Source organism: Chitiniphilus eburneus (genome assembly GCF_005048205.1).
Lineage (GTDB): Bacteria > Pseudomonadota > Gammaproteobacteria > Burkholderiales > Chitinibacteraceae > Chitiniphilus > Chitiniphilus eburneus.
In genome coordinates this window covers 59,878-77,394 of sequence record NZ_SUMF01000004.1, presented here as the reverse complement: position 1 = coordinate 77,394, position 17,517 = coordinate 59,878, and the positions used below count along the sequence as shown (strand labels likewise).

Below are 17,517 nucleotides of genomic sequence, written 5' to 3'. Positions count from 1 at the left end.
AATTCGATCCATGCCAAACCCGGTGTTGGCGCGGGCGATTATGATGAAGCTCCCGCAGCCCAGCCTGGCGACGCGTCCATGACCACGGTTTCCCATTTCCAGCTCGATATCCTGACGCGCATCCCCGAATGGAGCGCGTTCGCCGCTTCATTGGTCGATCACGCGCTGGCCGCGTTCAAGGCCAAGCGCGTGCTGCTGGCGCTGCCGATGGATGGACACAGCATGATCCACGCCCAGGCCATGGCCGGGCAGCGCGCGCTTTCGTTCGCCGAGCCGCAGCGGCCGGCCGATTTCTACGGCGTGGCGGGCGAAGAGTTGGACTGGCAGTTACGCGAACCGGCGGTGTCGCTGCACGCCGCCAATTTTGCGTCGCAGGAAATCTGGAGCGACGCGACGCCGCAAGGCCCGCTCTATCGATTGATCCTGCCGCTGTATACCGAGGCCGGCATGGCCGGCATCCTATATGCCGATGTGACCGACGTCGTCCATGTCAGCATGGTGCTCGATGGCGCCGCGTTCCGGCTGGAGTGCGAAGCGCTGGCGCACTTGCTGGCCGAGCGCTGGCAGGCATACCGACAAGGGCAGGGGGGCTCGCTGGATGAGCTGACCGCGCACCTGCAGGCCAGCCTGACCCGCGCCGAAGAGTACCGCGCCCTGCTGCAAAGCCTGCACGGCGTGACGCTGACGCTGACCCAGGCGCCGGATCTGGATGCGCTCTACCGAGCCGCCGTGGCGTCCGGCATCACCGAACTCGATTTCGACCGGATGGCGGTCTTCGAAGTGGACCCCGGCCGCCAGACCATGTCCGGCACCTATGGCACCGACAACAACGGCGCGCTCACCGACGAACACTGGTTCAAGAGCGCTTTGCCCACGCATCCGATGTTCCAGGAGGCCTACCGCAAGCGCGACAACGTGGTGGTCAACGAGGATGCGCCGCTTTATTACAACAAGGTAGTGGTCGGGCGAGGCTGGAATGCGCTGGCGGGGCTGTGGATCGACAGCGAGTTCGTCGGCTGGATCGCCTGCGATAACTATCTACGCCGCCGGGCGCTGCAACCGTATCAGCGCGAGGTGCTCAAACTGTTCGCGTCGATCCTGGCGCAGCTGATCCGGGTAAAGCGTGCGGAGCAGGAAACGCGTTTGCTGAATCAGCAACTGTTCGAGCAGGCTGCGGAGCTGGAGCGTGCGCGCGACGTGGCGGAGTCGGCGAATCGCAGCAAGAGCGAGTTCCTTGCCACCGTGAGCCACGAAATCCGTACTCCACTCAATGGCATCCTCGGGTTTCTGCAACTGCTGCGCGAAACCCCGCTGGTGGATGAACAGCAGGAGTACGTCGACAGCATCGCGCATTCGGGCGAGGCCTTGCTCGCACTGATCAACGATCTGCTCGACTTTTCCAAGATCGAAGCGGGCCGCCTCACGCTGGCCCGGCGTCCCTTCGACCTGCGTTCGATCACCGCCCAGGCGTGCGCCATGCTGGCGGCGCACGCTGCGGAAAAAGGGCTGGCGCTGCGGTTGCAGGTCGATCCGGACCTGAATCCCGGCTACCTGGGCGATCCGCTGCGCTTTAAGCAGGTATTGGTGAACCTGATCGGCAATGCCATCAAGTTCACCGAGCAGGGCGAAGTCGTGGTGAAGCTATTGATGAGCCATGGCGAACCGCGTCTCGAAGTGACGGATACCGGCATCGGCATCGAACCCGGCAAGCGTGACCAATTGTTCCAGCGCTTCTACCAGGCGGAAAGCGGCCCCACCCGGCGCTACGGCGGCACCGGCCTGGGCCTGGCGATCTGTCGGCTGCTGATCGAAATGATGGGCGGGGACATCGATGTCGAGTCCACGCCGGGCATGGGGTCGCGTTTCTGGTTCCGCCTGCCTGGCGCCCCCGCCGATCCCGGCAAGGATTGGGCGCTGCACTGGGAGCCGTGGCCGGAAACGCTCGATTTCCTCAATGGGCGAAAACTGGCATGGCATGGCGAATCGCCGTGGCGGGCCGAGATCGAAAGTTACCTGAGCAAGGCAGGCGTGCTCTGGGTACCCCCCGATGAGGCCGATGTCGTGCTGTGCGACGAGGACGACCGGCCGGCCGCCGCGCTGGCGCAGGTGGTGCTGGCCTGGCATCTGCCACGTTTTTCCGAGCAAGGCGTGTGTTACCTGCCAAAACCGGTACTCGGCAGGACAGGGCTGGTCCGGTCGCTCCGCAATCTGCTGGTGGGCACGGCGGTACAGGACAATGTCGAGCCGCCGCCAGTGCGTGGCGCCAGCCGGCGCATTCTGCTGGCCGAGGACAGTCCGGTGAACCAGCGGGTGGTGCAGCGCTATCTGCAACAGTATGGCTATGAGGTGGTGGTGGCCCAAAACGGCGAAGAGGCGCTGGCCTGCGTGCGGCGCGAGCCGTTCGACCTGATCCTGATGGATTGGCAGATGCCGGTGATGGATGGCCTGGAGGCCACGCGCCGCCTGCGTGCCGAACCGGCCAGCCAGTACTGCCCCATCGTGGCGCTGACGGCCAATGCCCAGGGCGAGGCCGAAGTATTGTGCCGCGACGCGGGCATGGATGCCTTCCTGGTCAAGCCACTGGATCTGGCGCGGATGCGCAGCACGATCGAACGCCTGCTCAACCGCTGATTTCCTGGGACGGATCGGCTTTCGACCCATGTTCGAAGGGCGACTCGCCCTCATGGGGTGGCATGATTTTGCCCAGCTTGCGGGGTGTCGGCCGGAGCGGTCGCAGCCGATGCCGGCTTCGTATACTGGGCCGATTCCCCTATTCACGAGGCATTCGAGATGAGCACTCTGCAAGAACGGCTGGGTTTTGCGGTGACCGACCGCGTCCTGATCCTGCACGCTGACGACATCGGCATGTGCGAAGCCACCGTCTCCAGCTGGCGTGCGCTGCTCGACTTCGGTTTGCTGACCTCGGCCTCCGCCATGGCGCCCTGTGGCTGGTTTCCCTACGCGGCCGAAGTTGCCCGTGAGTACGGCGAGCGCGCCGATCTGGGGCTGCACCTGACACTCAACTGCGAGTTTGCGCGCTATCGCTGGGCACCGCTGACCGGCAACGCACCCGAGAGCGGCCTGGTCGACGCGCACGGGTATTTCCATCCCAAGGCCAAGCCGACGCATGCTGCGCTCGATATCGACGCGGCGGCGCGCGAGCTGGCGGCGCAGGTGGCGCGCGCGCAGGCGCTGGGCATCGAGCTCACCCACCTCGACAGCCACATGCTGACGCTGTTCCACCCCGCACTGGCCACTGTCTATCTCGACCTGTGCCGTACCCACCGCCTGCCGCCGCTATTGCTCGACGACGCGGCGGAAATCGCGCGCCTGGGCGTCATCAGCGATGAATGGGCGCAGGACATCGCCCGGCAGGCAAGCGCGGCGGCGGCAGCGGGTGACGCCGTGCTGATCGACCGTTGGGAGGTGCTGCCCTTCAACCGCATGCTCACGCCGGCGGAGCGGTTGGGCTGGGCCTGCAACTGGCTGGACGAATGCGGACCCGGCGTGCATTGCCTGGTGGGGCATCCGGCGGACGACACACCGGAGTTGCGCGCGCTGGCGCCCGACTGGCCAACGCGCGTCGCCGACCGCGCGCTGCTGGCGGATGCCGCGTTCGCCGCCGAGATCGAACGACGTGGCTTCAAGCTGGTGGGCATGCGCGCGCTACGCGATGCCTTGCGCGCCTGATTCCACCCCACCCATGAAGGCCCCGTTCGCGGGGCCTTTGTTTTTGGCGCGTTACGACGCGCCCAGGATGCAGGGGCCTATTTGGTCAAATTGACATTGCCCGGCTTGTCCCCCTGCCTGGCGCGGGGTCGATGGCTGATGGCAGGTTCTTATACTGGTTTCATCGCATTCGATCGATGAAGGAATCATCATGAGTACCCTGCAAGAGAAGCTCGGCTTCGATGTCGCCGACCGGGTCCTGATTCTGCATGCCGACGATATCGGCATGTGTCATGCCACCGTCACCGCCTGGCGTGCGCTGCTGGATTTCGGCCTGTTGACGTCGGCTTCGGTGATGACGCCCTGTAGCTGGGCACCCTACGCCGCCGAGGTCGCGCGCGAATATGGCGAACGCGCCGATCTGGGCGTGCATCTCACCCTCAACAGCGAATTTCCGCGCTATCGCTGGTCGCCACTGACCGGCAATGCGCCCGATAGCGGGCTGGTCGATGCGCAGGGCTACTGTCACCCACTGGCGAAACACACCCACGACCAGCTCGATCTGGCGGTGGTGGCGCGCGAGCTGGCGGCGCAGGTGGCGCGTGCGCAGGCACTGGGCATCGAACTGACTCATATCGATAGTCACATGCTGACGTTATGCCACCCGGCGCTGGTCGATCTGTATTTCGACCTGTGCCGCAGTCATCGCCTGCCACCGGTCCTGGTGGATGATGCGCCGGCGCTGGTCAAACGCTGCGTGATCGGCACGGACTGGGCCGAAGCCATTGCGCGCAAGGCGCGGGCCGCGGCGGATGCCGGTGAGATCGTGCTGGTCGATCGCTGGAATGTGCTGCCCTTCAACCGCGTGCTCACACCGCAGGAGCGCCTGGACTGGGCCCGTGGCTGGCTGGACGAATGCGGCGCCGGCGTGCATTGCCTGGTGGGGCATCCGGCGGACGATACGCCGGAGCTGCGCGCGCTGGCGCCTGACTGGCCCACCCGCGTGGCCGACCGCGCATTGCTGGCGGATGCCGCGTTCGCCGCCGAGATCGCGCAGCGTGGTTTCAAGTTGGTGGGCATGCGCGCGTTGCGCGATGCACTGCGCGGATAGAGTGGCGGCTTCGTTGTTCGCACCATGCAAAACCCCAGGCGCGGGCCTGGGGTTTTGTCTTGCCTGGGGCCGGGCGGATCGCCTAGGGCGTGTCGTCACCTGTTTCGCGGCAGCGCTGGGCCGAAAAAACACCCTCCACTGCGTTGCACTCCTTGGCAATAACCGGTTATTGCCTGCGTCATGCGCCTAGTGGCTGGTGCTTTTTCGGCCCAGCCCTGCGGGTTCGGTGCATTTCGGGCGCCGCGCGGTGTCGCAGGCCGCTTGCGGTATCCATACCGCCGCGCGTCCAGCTCCTGGCGCGGCATCCCGAACTGCACCGAACGCTGTCGTGAAACAGGTGACGACACGCCCTAGCGCTTTTCGCGGTTCTTGGTCATGACCTTGTCGTTGACGAACTGCACCGTGACCGTGGTGCCGCCGCTTTCCCATGTGGCGCGCTCACCGGAGATTCCCAGTAGGCTGGCACCGTCCGATTGATCGGGCTCGCCCAGGATATCCACCACCTGTTCGCGCGCCATCCCGGTTTCGATCTTGGCGTAGTTTTCGGGGCTCAGGCGGCTGCATGCGGTGAGCATCAATAGGGTCAGGCAGATCAGCAACGAACGCATGGCGTGGAAAACAATCGGGTGAACAAGGTCGCCACGATAGCGCAGAATGCGCGTCGGAGACAGCCGCCGTCGGGCAGTGATAGCCGTTTCTGTCACAAGCGATTGATATATTGGGCCTTCCTGGCCGCTTCCGCTGGCTGAAAGCGGTGCCGTGCCGGAAATCGCCGCCCGGGATCGCTCGCGATGCCGCCGGATTCTGATCAATGACTTGAATCGATAACACGTTCTGAGGGTGACTTATGAAAGCACGATACCTGGCCGCTCTGGGCGGCCTGCTGTGGTGGAACGTGGCAGCGGCCCAGCCCGCCACGATCGATGTCGGTCAGGCGCTGCTGAACTATGACAGCAGCAATTTCACGTTCCTGACATTCGACTACGATACGCCGGAGCAGCGCTTCCAACCGCTCTATACCCAGGTAGCGGGTGGCATCGACATGCGCTTCGATCAGTTCAGGCTCGAACATACGACCAACCAACCGGACGATATCGGCCTGGGCATGGTGGGGTTCTACGAAGCGCTGTTCGATTTCCAGGCCAAGCCCGGCTATCGCATCGACGGCTATACGGTGAGCTACAGTGGGCGCTACCAGATCGAGCATGCCGGGGAGGTCAAGCTGGGGTTGTTCGACGATCCGTTCCTCCAGGAAACGCAGCCCAGCACGATGAAGTCGTTCGAACAGTCGATTCATCTGGATGGCGCTGCGATGCCGTTGCTGTATGGGCATCTGGCGGCGATTGCGCAGGCGACGGGCGATATGTCACCGCAGGCGTTCACCACCATTCCGGGCTATGCCTACCTGGAACTCGACAGCATCCGGCTGGTGGCGCTGACGTCGCCGGTTCCCGAGCCGGCCACCGGCCTGCTGGTGCTGGCGGGGGCGGGGTTGTTGACGGTGCGGCGGCGGCTGGCGAAACGCACGGTGTGATGCCTCGTCGCGGTTGAGATACTGAATGCAGAACGGCCCGGTTGGAACCGGGCCGTTTTGTCGCGAGGGGGCGATCAGTATTCGCCTTCGTCTTCCGCCGCCTCACCCGGCGCCGATGCGTGTTGGTCCCACGGCATCGGTACTTCGCGCCCGTTGAGCACGAAGCGCCCGGAGGCCAGCGAGGCACGCGCCGACAGCGTGTTGCCATCGATGCGGATCAGGTTCTGGCTGGCCAGGCGTTGCAATTGCCCTTCGACGAACTGGCTGACCAGATAATCCAGATCAGCCTGGGCGATCTGGCTGTCGGTACCACCAAACATCGAGCGCGCCTGCCAGCCGGCCAGCGATTCGACCACGCGGCGCGGCATGCTGAAATCGGCGTCGGCACTCAGCTTCTTCACGAATTCGGCGGGTTGGTCCAGGTCCGTCTTCACAAAGCCCTTCAGGCCCACCCGACCAGCGAAGCGGATGTCGCCGTCCGGCACGCGCACGTGCAGCGACTTGATCGCCAGTTGCGGATCATGTTCCAGCAGCGGCATACCCTGTTCGCGCGCCAGCTTGAGCACGGCGTCGGTCAACTGCTCGCGGTCCAGCGCCTGTTGTTGCAGGCGCGTCAGCTCGCGGCCCAGCTTGGCCAGTGTCGGGCCATGCAGGTGTTTGGCTTCGGTGCTCAGTTCGGCGGGACCATACTGCTGGCCGTCGAGCAGCAATTTGGCCAGACGCAGGTCAGCGGTGCCATCGACGAAATCGCCGTTCTCGGTCAGCTCGCTGCGGTAACCCAGCTTTTGCAGCTCCACCCGCAGCGGCGGGTTATCGGTCATTTCCAGCGTCAGGCCGTTCACGTTGGCCGACGAGGTCCCCAGCATCAGCCCTGTCTTGCCTCGTTGCTGATCCAGCGCCACTTGCAAGCCGTCGAAGGCGAACCGGCCGCGTTCGCGCACCGTGGCGGTCATGCCGGGCACCTTGGCATCCAGCTTCACGCGGTTGAAGTCGCCGTCGTATTCCAGCCCTGCTTTCAGGCCCTGCCAGTTCACCTTGACCCCGGCCAGCGTTTCTTCGTATTCGAACGCGGGAATCGCGATGGACATATGGCTGTCGTCGGTAAAGCCGATGCGGTTTTCGACGTCGATGGGTTTTTGCTCGCCGAACAGCCTGGTCAGGAATTTCTGCGTTTCCGGCGAGAAAGTGAACTCGGTATTCACCACTGCCTTGTACGGAGTGGGGTTGCCGGAGAACAGCAGCGGCAGCGGGCCGTGACGCACATGCTGCGTATAGCGTACCTCGAACTGCGGCAGCGGCTCGCCGTCGCGCTCCAGTGCAAAGCGGTAAAGCTGCGGATTGAGCTTGATCGTCGCCGTTTCGGTCGAGGAGAACCAGCCGCGCTGGTATTCGCGCTTGGAGACGACGAAGTAGGGCAGGCTGGCCAGCCATTCATGCTGTTTGGCCAGGGTTCTTTCCGCGGCCTGGCCGGCCCACCAGGCACCGCCGCCGTAGGCGACGGCCAGGCCGGCCACCGTGGCCGCTGCGACGATCAACGCTTTGCGTTTCAACAAGCTCTATTCCTCACGGTGAAACCCGCCGGCAGCGGGGCCGGCGGCTTCGGGTGCAACGGGTCAGATACGGCGGGCCAGCGCTTCGGCCTGGCCCAGGTAGGTCCAGGGCGTCAGTGCCTTCAGGCGGGCTTTCTCGGCATCGGGAATCGCCAGGCCGTCGATGAACACGGCCAGCGTTTCACGCGTCATGCCGCGCTGGCCACGGGTGAGTTCCTTCAACTGCTCGTACGGGTTGGGCACGCCGAACCGGCGCATCACGGTCTGGATCGGCTCGGCCAGCACTTCCCAGTTGTGGTCGAGGTCGCGCAGCATCGCATCGCGGTCGGCCACCAGCTTGTTCAGGCCCTTGAGCAGCGACACATAGCCGAGCAGCGCGTAGCCCACGCCCACGCCCATGTTGCGCAATACGGTGGAGTCGGTCAGGTCACGCTGCCAGCGGCTGATCGGCAGCTTTTGCGACAGGTGGGTGAGCATGGCGTTGGCCAGACCCAGGTTGCCTTCGGAGTTCTCGAAATCGATCGGGTTGACCTTGTGCGGCATGGTCGACGAGCCGACTTCGTTCTTGTTGACGCGCTGCTTGAAGAAGCCCAGCGAAATGTAGCCCCACACATCGCGATCCAGGTCGATCAGGATGGTGTTGATGCGGCTGATCGTGTCGTACAGCTCGCTCATGTAGTCGTGCGGCTCGATCTGGATGGTGTAGGGATTGAACGCCAGCCCCAGGCCCTCGACGAAGCGGCGGCAGAAACTTTCCCAGTCCACGTCCGGATAGGCCGAGAGATGGGCGTTGTAGTTGCCCACCGCGCCATTGATCTTGCCCATCAGCTCCACCTTCTCCAGGCGGGCCAACTGGCGATCCAGACGATAGGCGACGTTGGCCACTTCCTTGCCCAGCGTGGTCGGCGTGGCAGGCTGGCCATGGGTACGGCTCATCATCGGCGCGTCGGCCAGCTCGTGCGCCAGCTCTTTCAGCTTGACGGCGATCTCGCGCACGCGCGGCAGCAGCACGGCCTCACGCGCGCCCTTCAGCATCAGGCCGTGCGAAAGGTTGTTGATGTCCTCGGAGGTGCAGGCGAAGTGGATGAACTCGGAGGCGGCGCTGACCTCGGTGTTGCCGGACAGACGCTCCTTCAGCCAGTACTCCACCGCCTTCACGTCATGGTTGGTGGTGCGTTCGATGGTCTTCACCTCGACCGCGTGTTCCGGCGAGAACTGCGCCACCACCAGGTCCAGCTCGGCGATGGTGGCTGCGGAAAACGGTTTGATCTCGGAAATGGCGCTTTCGGCGGCCAATGCCTTGAGCCAGGCCACTTCGACGGCGACGCGGTTTTTCACCAGCGCAAATTCGCTGAAGTGGGCGCGAAGTTCGGAAAGTTGTTTCTCGTAACGGCCGTCCAGCGGGGACAGCGCGGTCAGTGCGGAGAGTTCCATTGGTGCCACAAGCGGTTGAATCAAACCCAAAATTCTAACACACGGCCATGGCCTCGCCGCTGCGCTTTGTTCCGGTGTTACGGATGGCATTTGCAGGCGGGATTCAGGAGGGTGTCTATGCTGCCATGCAGCATGGGTGCGACCCCTGCCGGCTGCGCGCGCTATCGCACCGCACAATCGGAACAGGGTGACAACCTCGGGTTTGTATTTAAGAATGTCGTGACAATCCTTACAAAAACACTGGATGGAGATACCCGATGAGCAAGATCACGCACCTGTCGCCGGAATGGCAGAACTGGATTCTGGAAAACCTCGGTCGCGGCTGCACGCCGCAGTCGGTGGTCGAGATCATGGTCGAAAAGAACTTCGACCCGATGTTCGCCAGCGCCATCGTTTTTCACTTTGTCTCTGGCGGCAACAAGAACCAGGTACCGGGCGCACTGCCCGGACCGGCGATTGCCGGCGCGCCGTCGGCGCAGCAACGCGCCGCGCAGAGCGGCTATGTCTACGAAACCCCGCGCTTTCCCATGGTGGGCAGCGTGATCCGCGCGGCGGATCGCGACGTGCGCGTGGTGTTCCGGGTGGAAAAGCCGGTGGTGGCCGTGCTGGATGGCCTGCTCACGCTGGAGGAGTGCGATGAACTAGTGCGCCTGTCGGAAAAGAAACTCAAGCGCTCGACTATCGTCGATCCGCAGACCGGCCGCGAGGAAGTCATCGACGACCGCTCCAGCTTCGGCACCTTCTTCAATATCCGCGAAAACGAATTCATCGCCCGCCTGGACGAACGCATCTCGGCGCTGATGCACTGGCCGCTCCAGAACGGCGAGGGCATCCAGATCCTGAACTACCGCGTCGGCGGCGAGTACAAGCCGCACTACGACTACTTCCCCGAGCAGGACCCGGGTAGCCATGTCCACCTCAAGACCGGCGGCCAGCGCGTTTCCACGCTGATCATGTACCTGAACGACGTCGAGGATGGCGGCGAGACCATCTTCCCCGAGATCGGCATGACGGTGGCGCCGCGCAAGGGCTCGGCGGTGTACTTCGAATACTGCAACAGCGAAGGACAGGTGGACCCGCTGACGCTGCATGGCGGCACCCCGGTGCGGCGCGGCGAGAAGTGGATCGCCACCAAGTGGATGCGCCAGCGCACCTTTGGCTGAGCGAGCAGGATCGAAATCCACGAAACCCCACGTCTTGAATCACAGCGGACACTGAGAACACGGAGCTACACGGCGCAAACCTTACGTCTGGTCTTGCTCCGTTTTTCCGCTGTGTTCTTGGTGCCCTCTGTGGTTCAGGAGTGGGGTTTCCTTTTACCCGGACCCTGCGTGGCCGAACGGTGCTCAGCGGTTGTTGAACCGTCCCAGCAGCCCGGCGCCCGTCTCGGACAAGGCAAACGTCATCATCGCGCCCATTGCTGCCACAGCCAGCAGCAAGAGATAGAGCCCCATCAGTTGCAGATAGGGCTCGCGCTGGTTCCATTCGCGCGCCACGCCCAGCAGGGCCGCAAACACCCAGCTTGTCATCGACACGGCGCCCAGCGCGGCCACGGTCAGCCGTTCCTGAAGTGGCAGGCCGGTCAGTGGCAGGCGCACGCTGATCAGCGGAAATGCCACGCGATGCAGCAGATAGCCGTTGACGCTGAGCAGGGCCACCACGCTGACCTTGGCCCACAGTTTGGGGTTGGCCAGGTAGGCGGTGCCATGTTCGCTGTAACCCAGCACCACCAGCATCAACCCGGTGCCCCACAGCAGGACCAGCAACTGCGTGACGCGGTGCGTGGTATGGCCGAGATAACGCCGCCGCGATTCATCCAGCGCCCGGTGGCGCCAGTTCCACAGACGGTGATCGGCCTTGAGTATCGTGACCAATGCAAAACAGGCGGCGAGCAGGTGCGAGAACCTGATCCCCAGTTTGAGCAGCTCCATTCCTCGACTCCATCCATACGCCTGCTTTAGCGCAGGCGCTTTATTTGTGTGAGGGGATCATAGTGGGCGAAACAGACAGGCGTGTATCCGCCCGGCGTGCCGTTTCCACCGTTCTGCCGGCTGCAATGCATTGCACGTGAAGCGGGGTGGGATCAGTTTTCCCGCGTATGCCGGGGCAGCGTCGGCAACGGTGCGCCATCCAGCGCGGTGGCGGCGATGGCCGCGATGGCGGGAGCCAGCGCCAGGTTCTGCGCGGCTACCCAGCCGTCGTCGTAATAGGAGTGCCCATAGCGCTCGCCGCTGTCGCAGAGCAGGGTGACGATGCTGCCGACTTCGCCGTGTTGCCGCATCTCGTGCGCCAGCGCCAGCACGCCGACCAGATTGCAGCCGGTGGAGCCACCCACCCGCCGCCCCAGGTGCTCCGCCAGCCAGCGTGTCGCGGCGATGCTGAGCACATCGGGCACCTTGATCATTGTGTCGATCACCTGCGGGATGAACGACGGTTCCACCCGGGGGCGGCCGATGCCTTCGATGCGCGAGCCGCAGGCCAGCGTCAACGTGGCGTCGTTCTGCACATAGCTGTCATAGAACACCGAATGGTCGGGATCGACGCAGGCGACGCGCGTGGCATGGCGGCGATAGCGCACGTAGCGGCCCAGCGTGGCGCTGGTACCGCCGGTGCCGGCGCTGGCGACCAGCCAGCGCGGCTGGGGATGTCGCTCCAGCGCCATCTGGCCGAAGATCGACTCCGCGATGTTGTTGTTGGCACGCCAGTCGGTGGCGCGTTCGGCGTAGGTGAACTGATCCATGAAATGGCCGCCCAGCGCATCGGCCAACCGTGTCGATTCTGCATGCAGTTGCGTCGGGTCGTCCACCAGATGGCAGCGGCCGCCCTGAAACTCGATGGCGGCGATCTTCTCCGGGCTGGTCCCGGCGGGCATCACCGCGACGAAAGGCAGGCCCAGCAGTCGCGCGAAATAGGCTTCCGAGATGGCGGTGGAACCGCTGGACGCTTCCACCACGGTGCTGTGCCGGTGCAGCCAGCCATTGGCCAGCGCATAGAGAAACAACGAGCGCGCCAACCGGTGTTTCAGACTGCCGGTCGGATGGCTGGACTCATCCTTGAGATAGATATCGATTCCCGGCAGACCCGGCAACGGCAAGGGAATCAGATGCGTATCGGCCGACCGGTTGTAGTCGGCTTCGATGATGCGGATGGCTTCGTTGTTCCATTGGCGGGCGGACGACATGGCGGCATTCCGGAGCGGGATGCCACAGCTTGGCAGCCAGGGTACGCCGCGCCAAGACGCAGTGCCCGGTCAGGCCAACCGGAACAATCCGCCGAGGTGATACCACGCATCGAACGCAGCGAGGCTCCCTCGCGGCGACGAGGGCGGGGGAAGTCGGAATAAAGCAGGATGGGCCGTTGCCGGCATTCCCCATCGTGACGCGCCCGGCTTTGTCGGGAACTGGCAGTGGGTACGCATGCCATTGAGGAAGCCATTTTGACCAAGCCCTCCGCCGAGGTCGTACCACGGCATCGAGCACAGCGAGGCCCCCTCGCGGCGGCGAGGGCGGGGGGAGTCGGAACAAAGCAGGAAGGGCCGTTACCGGCATTCCCCGTCGTGACGCGCCCGGCTTTGCCGGGAGCTGGCAGCGGGTGTGCACGCCATTGAGGAAGCCATTGCAACCATGCCCTCTGCCAAAGTGGTACCACGGCATCGAGCGCTGCGAGGCTCCCTCGCGGCGGCGAGGGCGGGGGGGTTGGAACAAAGCAGGAAGGGCCGTTGCCGGCATTCCCCGTCGTGACGCACCCGGCCTTGTCGGGAGTTGGCAGTGGGTACGCATGCCATTGAGGAAGCCATTTTGACTAAGCCCTCCGCCGAAGTCGTACCACGGCATCGAGCACAGCGAGGCTCCCTCGCGGCGGCGAGGGCGGGGGGAGTCGGAACAAAGCAGGAAGGGCCGTTACCGGCACGCATCCGTTGTGACGCGCCCGGCTTTGCCGGGGGCCTGCCTGTGGTGTGCACGCCACTGGGAAAACCATCGTAACCAGGCCCTAGAACAGTGCCCCTTGCTCGCCATCGCCCACCTTCACCTCCGCATCCACCGCGCCATCGGCGAAGCGCAGCCGCAACGCATCGCCCGCGCGCAATTGCGCGGCCTGGGTCACGACGTCGCCGCGCGGGCGTTCGACCAGCGCATAGCCGCGCGCCAGCACGGCCTCGGGGTTGAGCGCGCCGAGGCGGGCGTCCAGTTGTGCCAGCCGGGCGCGTTGGCGCTCGCCGGTTTGCCGCAGACTGGTGGCCAGCCGGGCGCCCAGCGCATCCAGCCGCGCGCGTTCGGTGGGCAGGTCGGGGCGGACATAGGCCAGTTTCAGCCGCAGTCGCGACAGGCTGTCCTGCTTGCGCGTCAGGCGCCGCGTCCGGTGTTCCAGCAGGCGGCGTCCCAGCATCGCAACGCGTTCGCGCTGCATTGCCAGCCGTTCGCCGGGGTGGCGCAGGCGACGTGCCAAGGTATCCAGGCGTTGCATGCGCAGTTGCAACGCGCGGGTCAGGTCGCGTTGCAGCCGATGCGCCAGCGCATCGATGCGGTTACGCCATTCGGCCCGGTTCGGGCTGGCCAGCTCGGCGGCAGCCGTGGGCGTGGGCGCGCGCACGTCGGCTACGAAGTCGGCAATGGTGAAGTCGGTTTCGTGGCCCACGCCGGCCACCACCGGGATCGGGCAGGCGGCAATGGCGCGCGCGACGATTTCTTCGTTGAACGACCACAGGTCTTCCAGGCTGCCGCCGCCGCGACAGACCAGCAGCGTATCCACTTCGCCCCGTTCGCCGGCCAGCCGGATGGCGGCGGCGATCTCCGCGGCGGCGGCGGCACCCTGCACCGCCGTTGGATAGATCATCACCGGCAACCCCGGCATGCGGCGCGCCAGCGTGGTGAGTACGTCGCGCAGTGCCGCGGCCTTGGGCGACGTAACGATGCCCAGCGCGCGTGGAAAAGCGGGCAGGGGGCGCTTGCGCGCCGGATCGAACAGGCCTTCGCCGGCCAGCTTTTTCTTCAGGGCCTCGAACGCCTCGAACAGCCCACCCAGCCCGGCGGGGCGCATCGCTTCCACCGTCAGCTGGAAATCGCCGCGTGCTTCATACAGCGTGATCACCACTCGCGCTTCCACCAGCAGGCCTTCACGCGGCTCGAAGTCGATCAGCGCCGCACGGTTGCGGAACATCACGCAACGTACCTGGGCATTGGCGTCCTTCAAACTGAAATAGCAGTGTCCGGAGCCGTAGCGTTTGAAGTTGGAAATCTCGCCCGTCACCCACATCACCGGAAAACTGCTTTCGAGCAGATCGCGGACTTGCCGATTCAGCTCCGTGATGCTGACGGGGGTGTGTGAAACGCTTGACAATTTGGTGAACATTGTTTGAACGGGCCGATTAATCCACAAAATCCAGCAATGGCGGGCATTACCGGGTGAAACCATGGATGTAGTTGATGTAGTTTCTATAACACTTTGAATTTTAACGATTGTTTTGGTTGCTCAAAATCGCGTCAATCCGTAACAAACCCAATGATTCCGTGCATTTGCCCCGCATCGCGGCAGTTTGTGCACAAAGTTATCCACAGTGAATGTGGGTAAGCCCGGTAAGCGGCGGCCCCATTGGGATTGCGCGTATCTTAAGCTTGGTGCACGGTGACAACCATTCGTTGCCGTACTACATCCCCAGCCCTGCCGCAGAGCAGGCCGGCTGACAAAACGGCGGCCCAATGGCGAGCCCTGGGTGGGGAACGGCCTTCCCGGCTTCGGGCAATCGGGCTAAAGTTACGCGGTTTTATCTATCCGAACACACCCGAGGAAATTCCTGCAATGCTCTCGATCATCGAAGCCGCTGGCTGGCCCATCTGGCTGATCATCGCTGCCTCCGTGGCTGTCGTGACCATCATCTTCGAGCGACTGTTGAGCCTGCGGCGCTCTCTGGTCCTGCCCGAAGGCCTGTTGGCACATGCGGTCAAGGACTACCGCGCCCATGGCGTCACCCCTGACATGCTGTCTCGCCTGGCCGCCTCCTCACCGCTGGGCCGCGTGCTGGCCGCCGGACTGAAGAACGTCAAGAGCAGCCGCGATATCATGAAGGAATCGATCGAGGAAGTGGGCGGTGCGGTGGCGCACGATCTGGAGCGCTACATTCCCACGCTCGGCACGCTGGCATCGGTGACGCCGCTGCTCGGTCTCTTTGGCACCGTGATCGGCATGATCGAGATCTTCGGCGCGCAGTCGCCCACCGGTGCGGCCAACCCGGCCGCCCTGGCGCACGGGATTTCGGTGGCGCTGTACAACACCGCGTTCGGCATCATCGTTGCCGTTCCCGCACTGATGTTCTATCGCTACTTCCGCAGCCGCGTGGATGGTTTCCTGGTGGAGATGGAACAGCAGGCGGTGAAGCTGGTGGAAGTGGTCCACGGCGAGCGTCAGTAAAGGATTCCAGATGAAATTCCGCCGCAATCGCCGCCGTGAGGAGCCGGAGATCAACTTCGTGCCGTTGATCGACGTGCTGCTGGTGATCCTGATCTTCCTGATGGCGACCACCACCTATTCGCGCTTTGCCGAGCTGAAGGTCAACCTGCCTACCGCCGATGCGGAAAAGGTGGTCGAGCAACCGCAGAGCATCAACATCGGCATCTCGGCCAATGGCCAGTACAGCGTCGACAGCCAGATCGTCGGGTTTACCGATCCGGTGGCCTTCGCCGCGCAATTGCGCCGCGTGGGCGGGGACCGCAAGGACCCGATGATCGTCATCAACGCCGATGCCCAGGCCACGCATCAGGCCGTGGTGAACGTGATGGAGGCCGCCCGCCTTGCCGGATACGGCCGGCTGACCTTCGCCACGCAGAATCCCATCAAGTAATGGGCGATCCACGTTGACCAACAACGGGGCGGCAACGCCCCGTTGTCGTTGGCGGCCACGGTCGCCAGCCTGCGTGTCGCCTGCGATACTGCCGCCATGAGTTTTCCAGACCGTCTCTGGTACACCCCCCACCATCCGCTTTCGCTACTGTTGCGCCCGCTGTCCTGGCTGTTCGGCGCCGTGGCGGCACGGCGGCGCGCGCGGTATCTGCGCGGCACCGTGGCCCGCGTCCGGCTGCCCGTGCCGGTGGTGGTCATCGGCAATATCAGCGTCGGCGGCACGGGCAAGACGCCGTTGACCATCTGGCTGGCGCGCGCGCTGGCGGCGCGCGGCTGGCGGCCGGGCATCGTCTCGCGCGGCTACGGTGGTGCGGCGGTGGCGCCACAGGCGGTGAGTCCCGACAGCAACCCTGCGCTGGTTGGTGACGAACCTCTGCTGCTGGCGCGCGCTACCGGTGTGCCGGTCTTCGTCTGTCGGCACCGCGCCGAAGCGGGCCGGGCGCTGCTGGCGGCGTACCCCGAGGTGAACGTGATTCTGTGCGACGACGGCCTGCAACACCTGGCGCTGGCGCGTGACCTAGAGCTATGCGTGATCGATGGTGCGCGCGGCGTGGGCAATGGCGCGCTGCTGCCGGCCGGGCCGTTGCGCGAACCCGTGTCGCGGCTGGCGGAGATGGATGCGCTGGTCGTCAATGGCGAGACCGCCCTGGCGCTGCCCGCGGGCGTGCCGGCCTTCGCCATGCAATTGATTCCCGGTCATTTCCATCGACTGGACGACCCCGGGCGCACGCGCACGGCGACGGATTTCATTACGCCGCCGAGCGCCGTGTGCGGTATTGGCAATCCGGCGCGTTTCTTTACCACGCTGACCGCGCTGGGCCTCGTGTTCCAGCCCCGCCCGTTTGCCGACCATCACCCTTTCACGCTGGTCGACCTGCCACTGGGCGAAGTGGTGGTGACCGCGAAGGACGCCGTCAAGTTGGCGGCGCTGCCCGGATTGGGCGATGCCGGTGCTAGAATCTGGGTCCTTCCCGTCGCCGCCGAGCTATCCCCCGACCTCGCGGCCTGGGTGACGCAACAGCTCGAATCCAGAGAGAAACCCCATGGACCCCAAACTGCTTGAAATCCTGGTCTGCCCGGTCTGCAAAGGGCCGCTTGTCTATGACAAGGCCAAGCAGGAACTGATCAGCAAGGCCGAACGGCTGGCCTACCCGATCCGCGACGGCATCCCCGTCATGCTGGAAAGCGAAGCGCGGGTGCTCGGGCCCGACGAGGACGTGCCCGGCTGAGCCGCTGCCTGCCGCGCCCCCTTCGGGGTGTTCCGCCGTTCGCGCCAGATTCCGCTTTGCCAGCGCGCCAGCCCTGCGCGCTGCCCACCCCGCCAC

Annotated in this window: 15 protein-coding genes; 9 read left to right on the top strand and 6 right to left on the bottom strand. The window is 64.6% G+C overall.

What is annotated here, in order from left to right:
• Positions 1 to 78: 78 nt before the first annotated feature.
• From FAZ21_RS06475 to FAZ21_RS06465, 3 genes are all read left to right on the top strand, one after another.
• Entirely contained in the window at positions 79 to 2,631 is a 2,553-nt protein-coding gene (locus tag FAZ21_RS06475) for a hybrid sensor histidine kinase/response regulator (protein WP_136772470.1), read from the top strand.
• 159 nt (positions 2,632 to 2,790) lie between these two features.
• Positions 2,791 to 3,690 (top strand): ChbG/HpnK family deacetylase, encoded by a 900-nt coding sequence (locus FAZ21_RS06470; protein ID WP_136772469.1) that lies wholly within the window; start codon positions 2,791 to 2,793, stop codon positions 3,688 to 3,690.
• 190 nt (positions 3,691 to 3,880) lie between these two features.
• Entirely contained in the window at positions 3,881 to 4,780 is a 900-nt protein-coding gene (locus FAZ21_RS06465) for a ChbG/HpnK family deacetylase (protein WP_136772468.1), read from the top strand.
• Positions 4,781 to 5,130: 350 nt separating this feature from the next.
• On the opposite strand, the gene FAZ21_RS06460 is transcribed toward FAZ21_RS06465, so the two are convergent.
• On the bottom strand, positions 5,131 to 5,388 hold the full coding sequence (locus FAZ21_RS06460) for a DUF3862 domain-containing protein (protein WP_136772467.1): 258 nt from the start codon (positions 5,386 to 5,388) through the stop codon (positions 5,131 to 5,133).
• A 239-nt stretch (positions 5,389 to 5,627) separates the two neighbouring features.
• Between FAZ21_RS06460 and FAZ21_RS06455 the strand changes: the two genes are divergently transcribed.
• On the top strand, positions 5,628 to 6,314 hold the full coding sequence (locus FAZ21_RS06455) for a PEP-CTERM sorting domain-containing protein (protein ID WP_136772466.1): 687 nt from the start codon (positions 5,628 to 5,630) through the stop codon (positions 6,312 to 6,314).
• Between the two features lie 74 nt (positions 6,315 to 6,388).
• On the opposite strand, the gene FAZ21_RS06450 is transcribed toward FAZ21_RS06455, so the two are convergent.
• Both FAZ21_RS06450 and purB read right to left on the bottom strand, forming a co-directional pair.
• Positions 6,389 to 7,867 (bottom strand): YdgA family protein, encoded by a 1,479-nt coding sequence (locus FAZ21_RS06450; RefSeq protein WP_136772465.1) that lies wholly within the window; start codon positions 7,865 to 7,867, stop codon positions 6,389 to 6,391.
• Between the two features lie 60 nt (positions 7,868 to 7,927).
• Positions 7,928 to 9,298, bottom strand: a complete 1,371-nt coding sequence (gene purB / locus FAZ21_RS06445; protein WP_136772464.1) for an adenylosuccinate lyase — start codon at positions 9,296 to 9,298, stop codon at positions 7,928 to 7,930.
• A 257-nt stretch (positions 9,299 to 9,555) separates the two neighbouring features.
• Here purB and FAZ21_RS06440 point away from each other — a divergent pair, with 257 nt between their 5' ends.
• On the top strand, positions 9,556 to 10,461 hold the full coding sequence (locus FAZ21_RS06440; protein ID WP_136772463.1) for a 2OG-Fe(II) oxygenase: 906 nt from the start codon (positions 9,556 to 9,558) through the stop codon (positions 10,459 to 10,461).
• A gap of 183 nt (positions 10,462 to 10,644) precedes the next feature.
• On the opposite strand, the gene FAZ21_RS06435 is transcribed toward FAZ21_RS06440, so the two are convergent.
• The 3 genes from FAZ21_RS06435 to xseA form a co-directional block, all read right to left on the bottom strand.
• Positions 10,645 to 11,229 (bottom strand): hypothetical protein, encoded by a 585-nt coding sequence (locus tag FAZ21_RS06435; RefSeq protein ID WP_136772462.1) that lies wholly within the window; start codon positions 11,227 to 11,229, stop codon positions 10,645 to 10,647.
• Positions 11,230 to 11,381: 152 nt separating this feature from the next.
• Positions 11,382 to 12,479 (bottom strand): PLP-dependent cysteine synthase family protein, encoded by a 1,098-nt coding sequence (locus FAZ21_RS06430; protein WP_136772461.1) that lies wholly within the window; start codon positions 12,477 to 12,479, stop codon positions 11,382 to 11,384.
• 809 nt (positions 12,480 to 13,288) lie between these two features.
• Positions 13,289 to 14,647 (bottom strand): exodeoxyribonuclease VII large subunit, encoded by a 1,359-nt coding sequence (gene xseA, locus FAZ21_RS06415; RefSeq protein ID WP_136772458.1) that lies wholly within the window; start codon positions 14,645 to 14,647, stop codon positions 13,289 to 13,291.
• A 447-nt stretch (positions 14,648 to 15,094) separates the two neighbouring features.
• On the opposite strand from xseA, the gene FAZ21_RS06410 reads away from it, so the two are divergent.
• The 4 genes from FAZ21_RS06410 (at position 15,095) to FAZ21_RS06395 (ending at position 17,421) form a co-directional block, all read left to right on the top strand.
• The gene (locus FAZ21_RS06410) at positions 15,095 to 15,703 is read left to right on the top strand and encodes a MotA/TolQ/ExbB proton channel family protein (RefSeq protein WP_136772457.1); all 609 of its coding nucleotides are present in this window, start codon (positions 15,095 to 15,097) and stop codon (positions 15,701 to 15,703) included.
• Between the two features lie 10 nt (positions 15,704 to 15,713).
• Complete coding sequence (locus tag FAZ21_RS06405; protein WP_136772456.1) at positions 15,714 to 16,133, top strand: ExbD/TolR family protein; 420 nt, start codon at positions 15,714 to 15,716, stop codon at positions 16,131 to 16,133.
• Positions 16,134 to 16,229: 96 nt separating this feature from the next.
• Complete coding sequence (lpxK, locus tag FAZ21_RS06400; RefSeq protein WP_136772455.1) at positions 16,230 to 17,255, top strand: tetraacyldisaccharide 4'-kinase; 1,026 nt, start codon at positions 16,230 to 16,232, stop codon at positions 17,253 to 17,255.
• Positions 17,236 to 17,421 (top strand): Trm112 family protein, encoded by a 186-nt coding sequence (locus FAZ21_RS06395; RefSeq protein ID WP_136772454.1) that lies wholly within the window; start codon positions 17,236 to 17,238, stop codon positions 17,419 to 17,421. Before lpxK ends, FAZ21_RS06395 begins: the two co-directional genes overlap by 20 nt.
• The last annotated feature ends 96 nt before the right edge of the window (positions 17,422 to 17,517 follow it).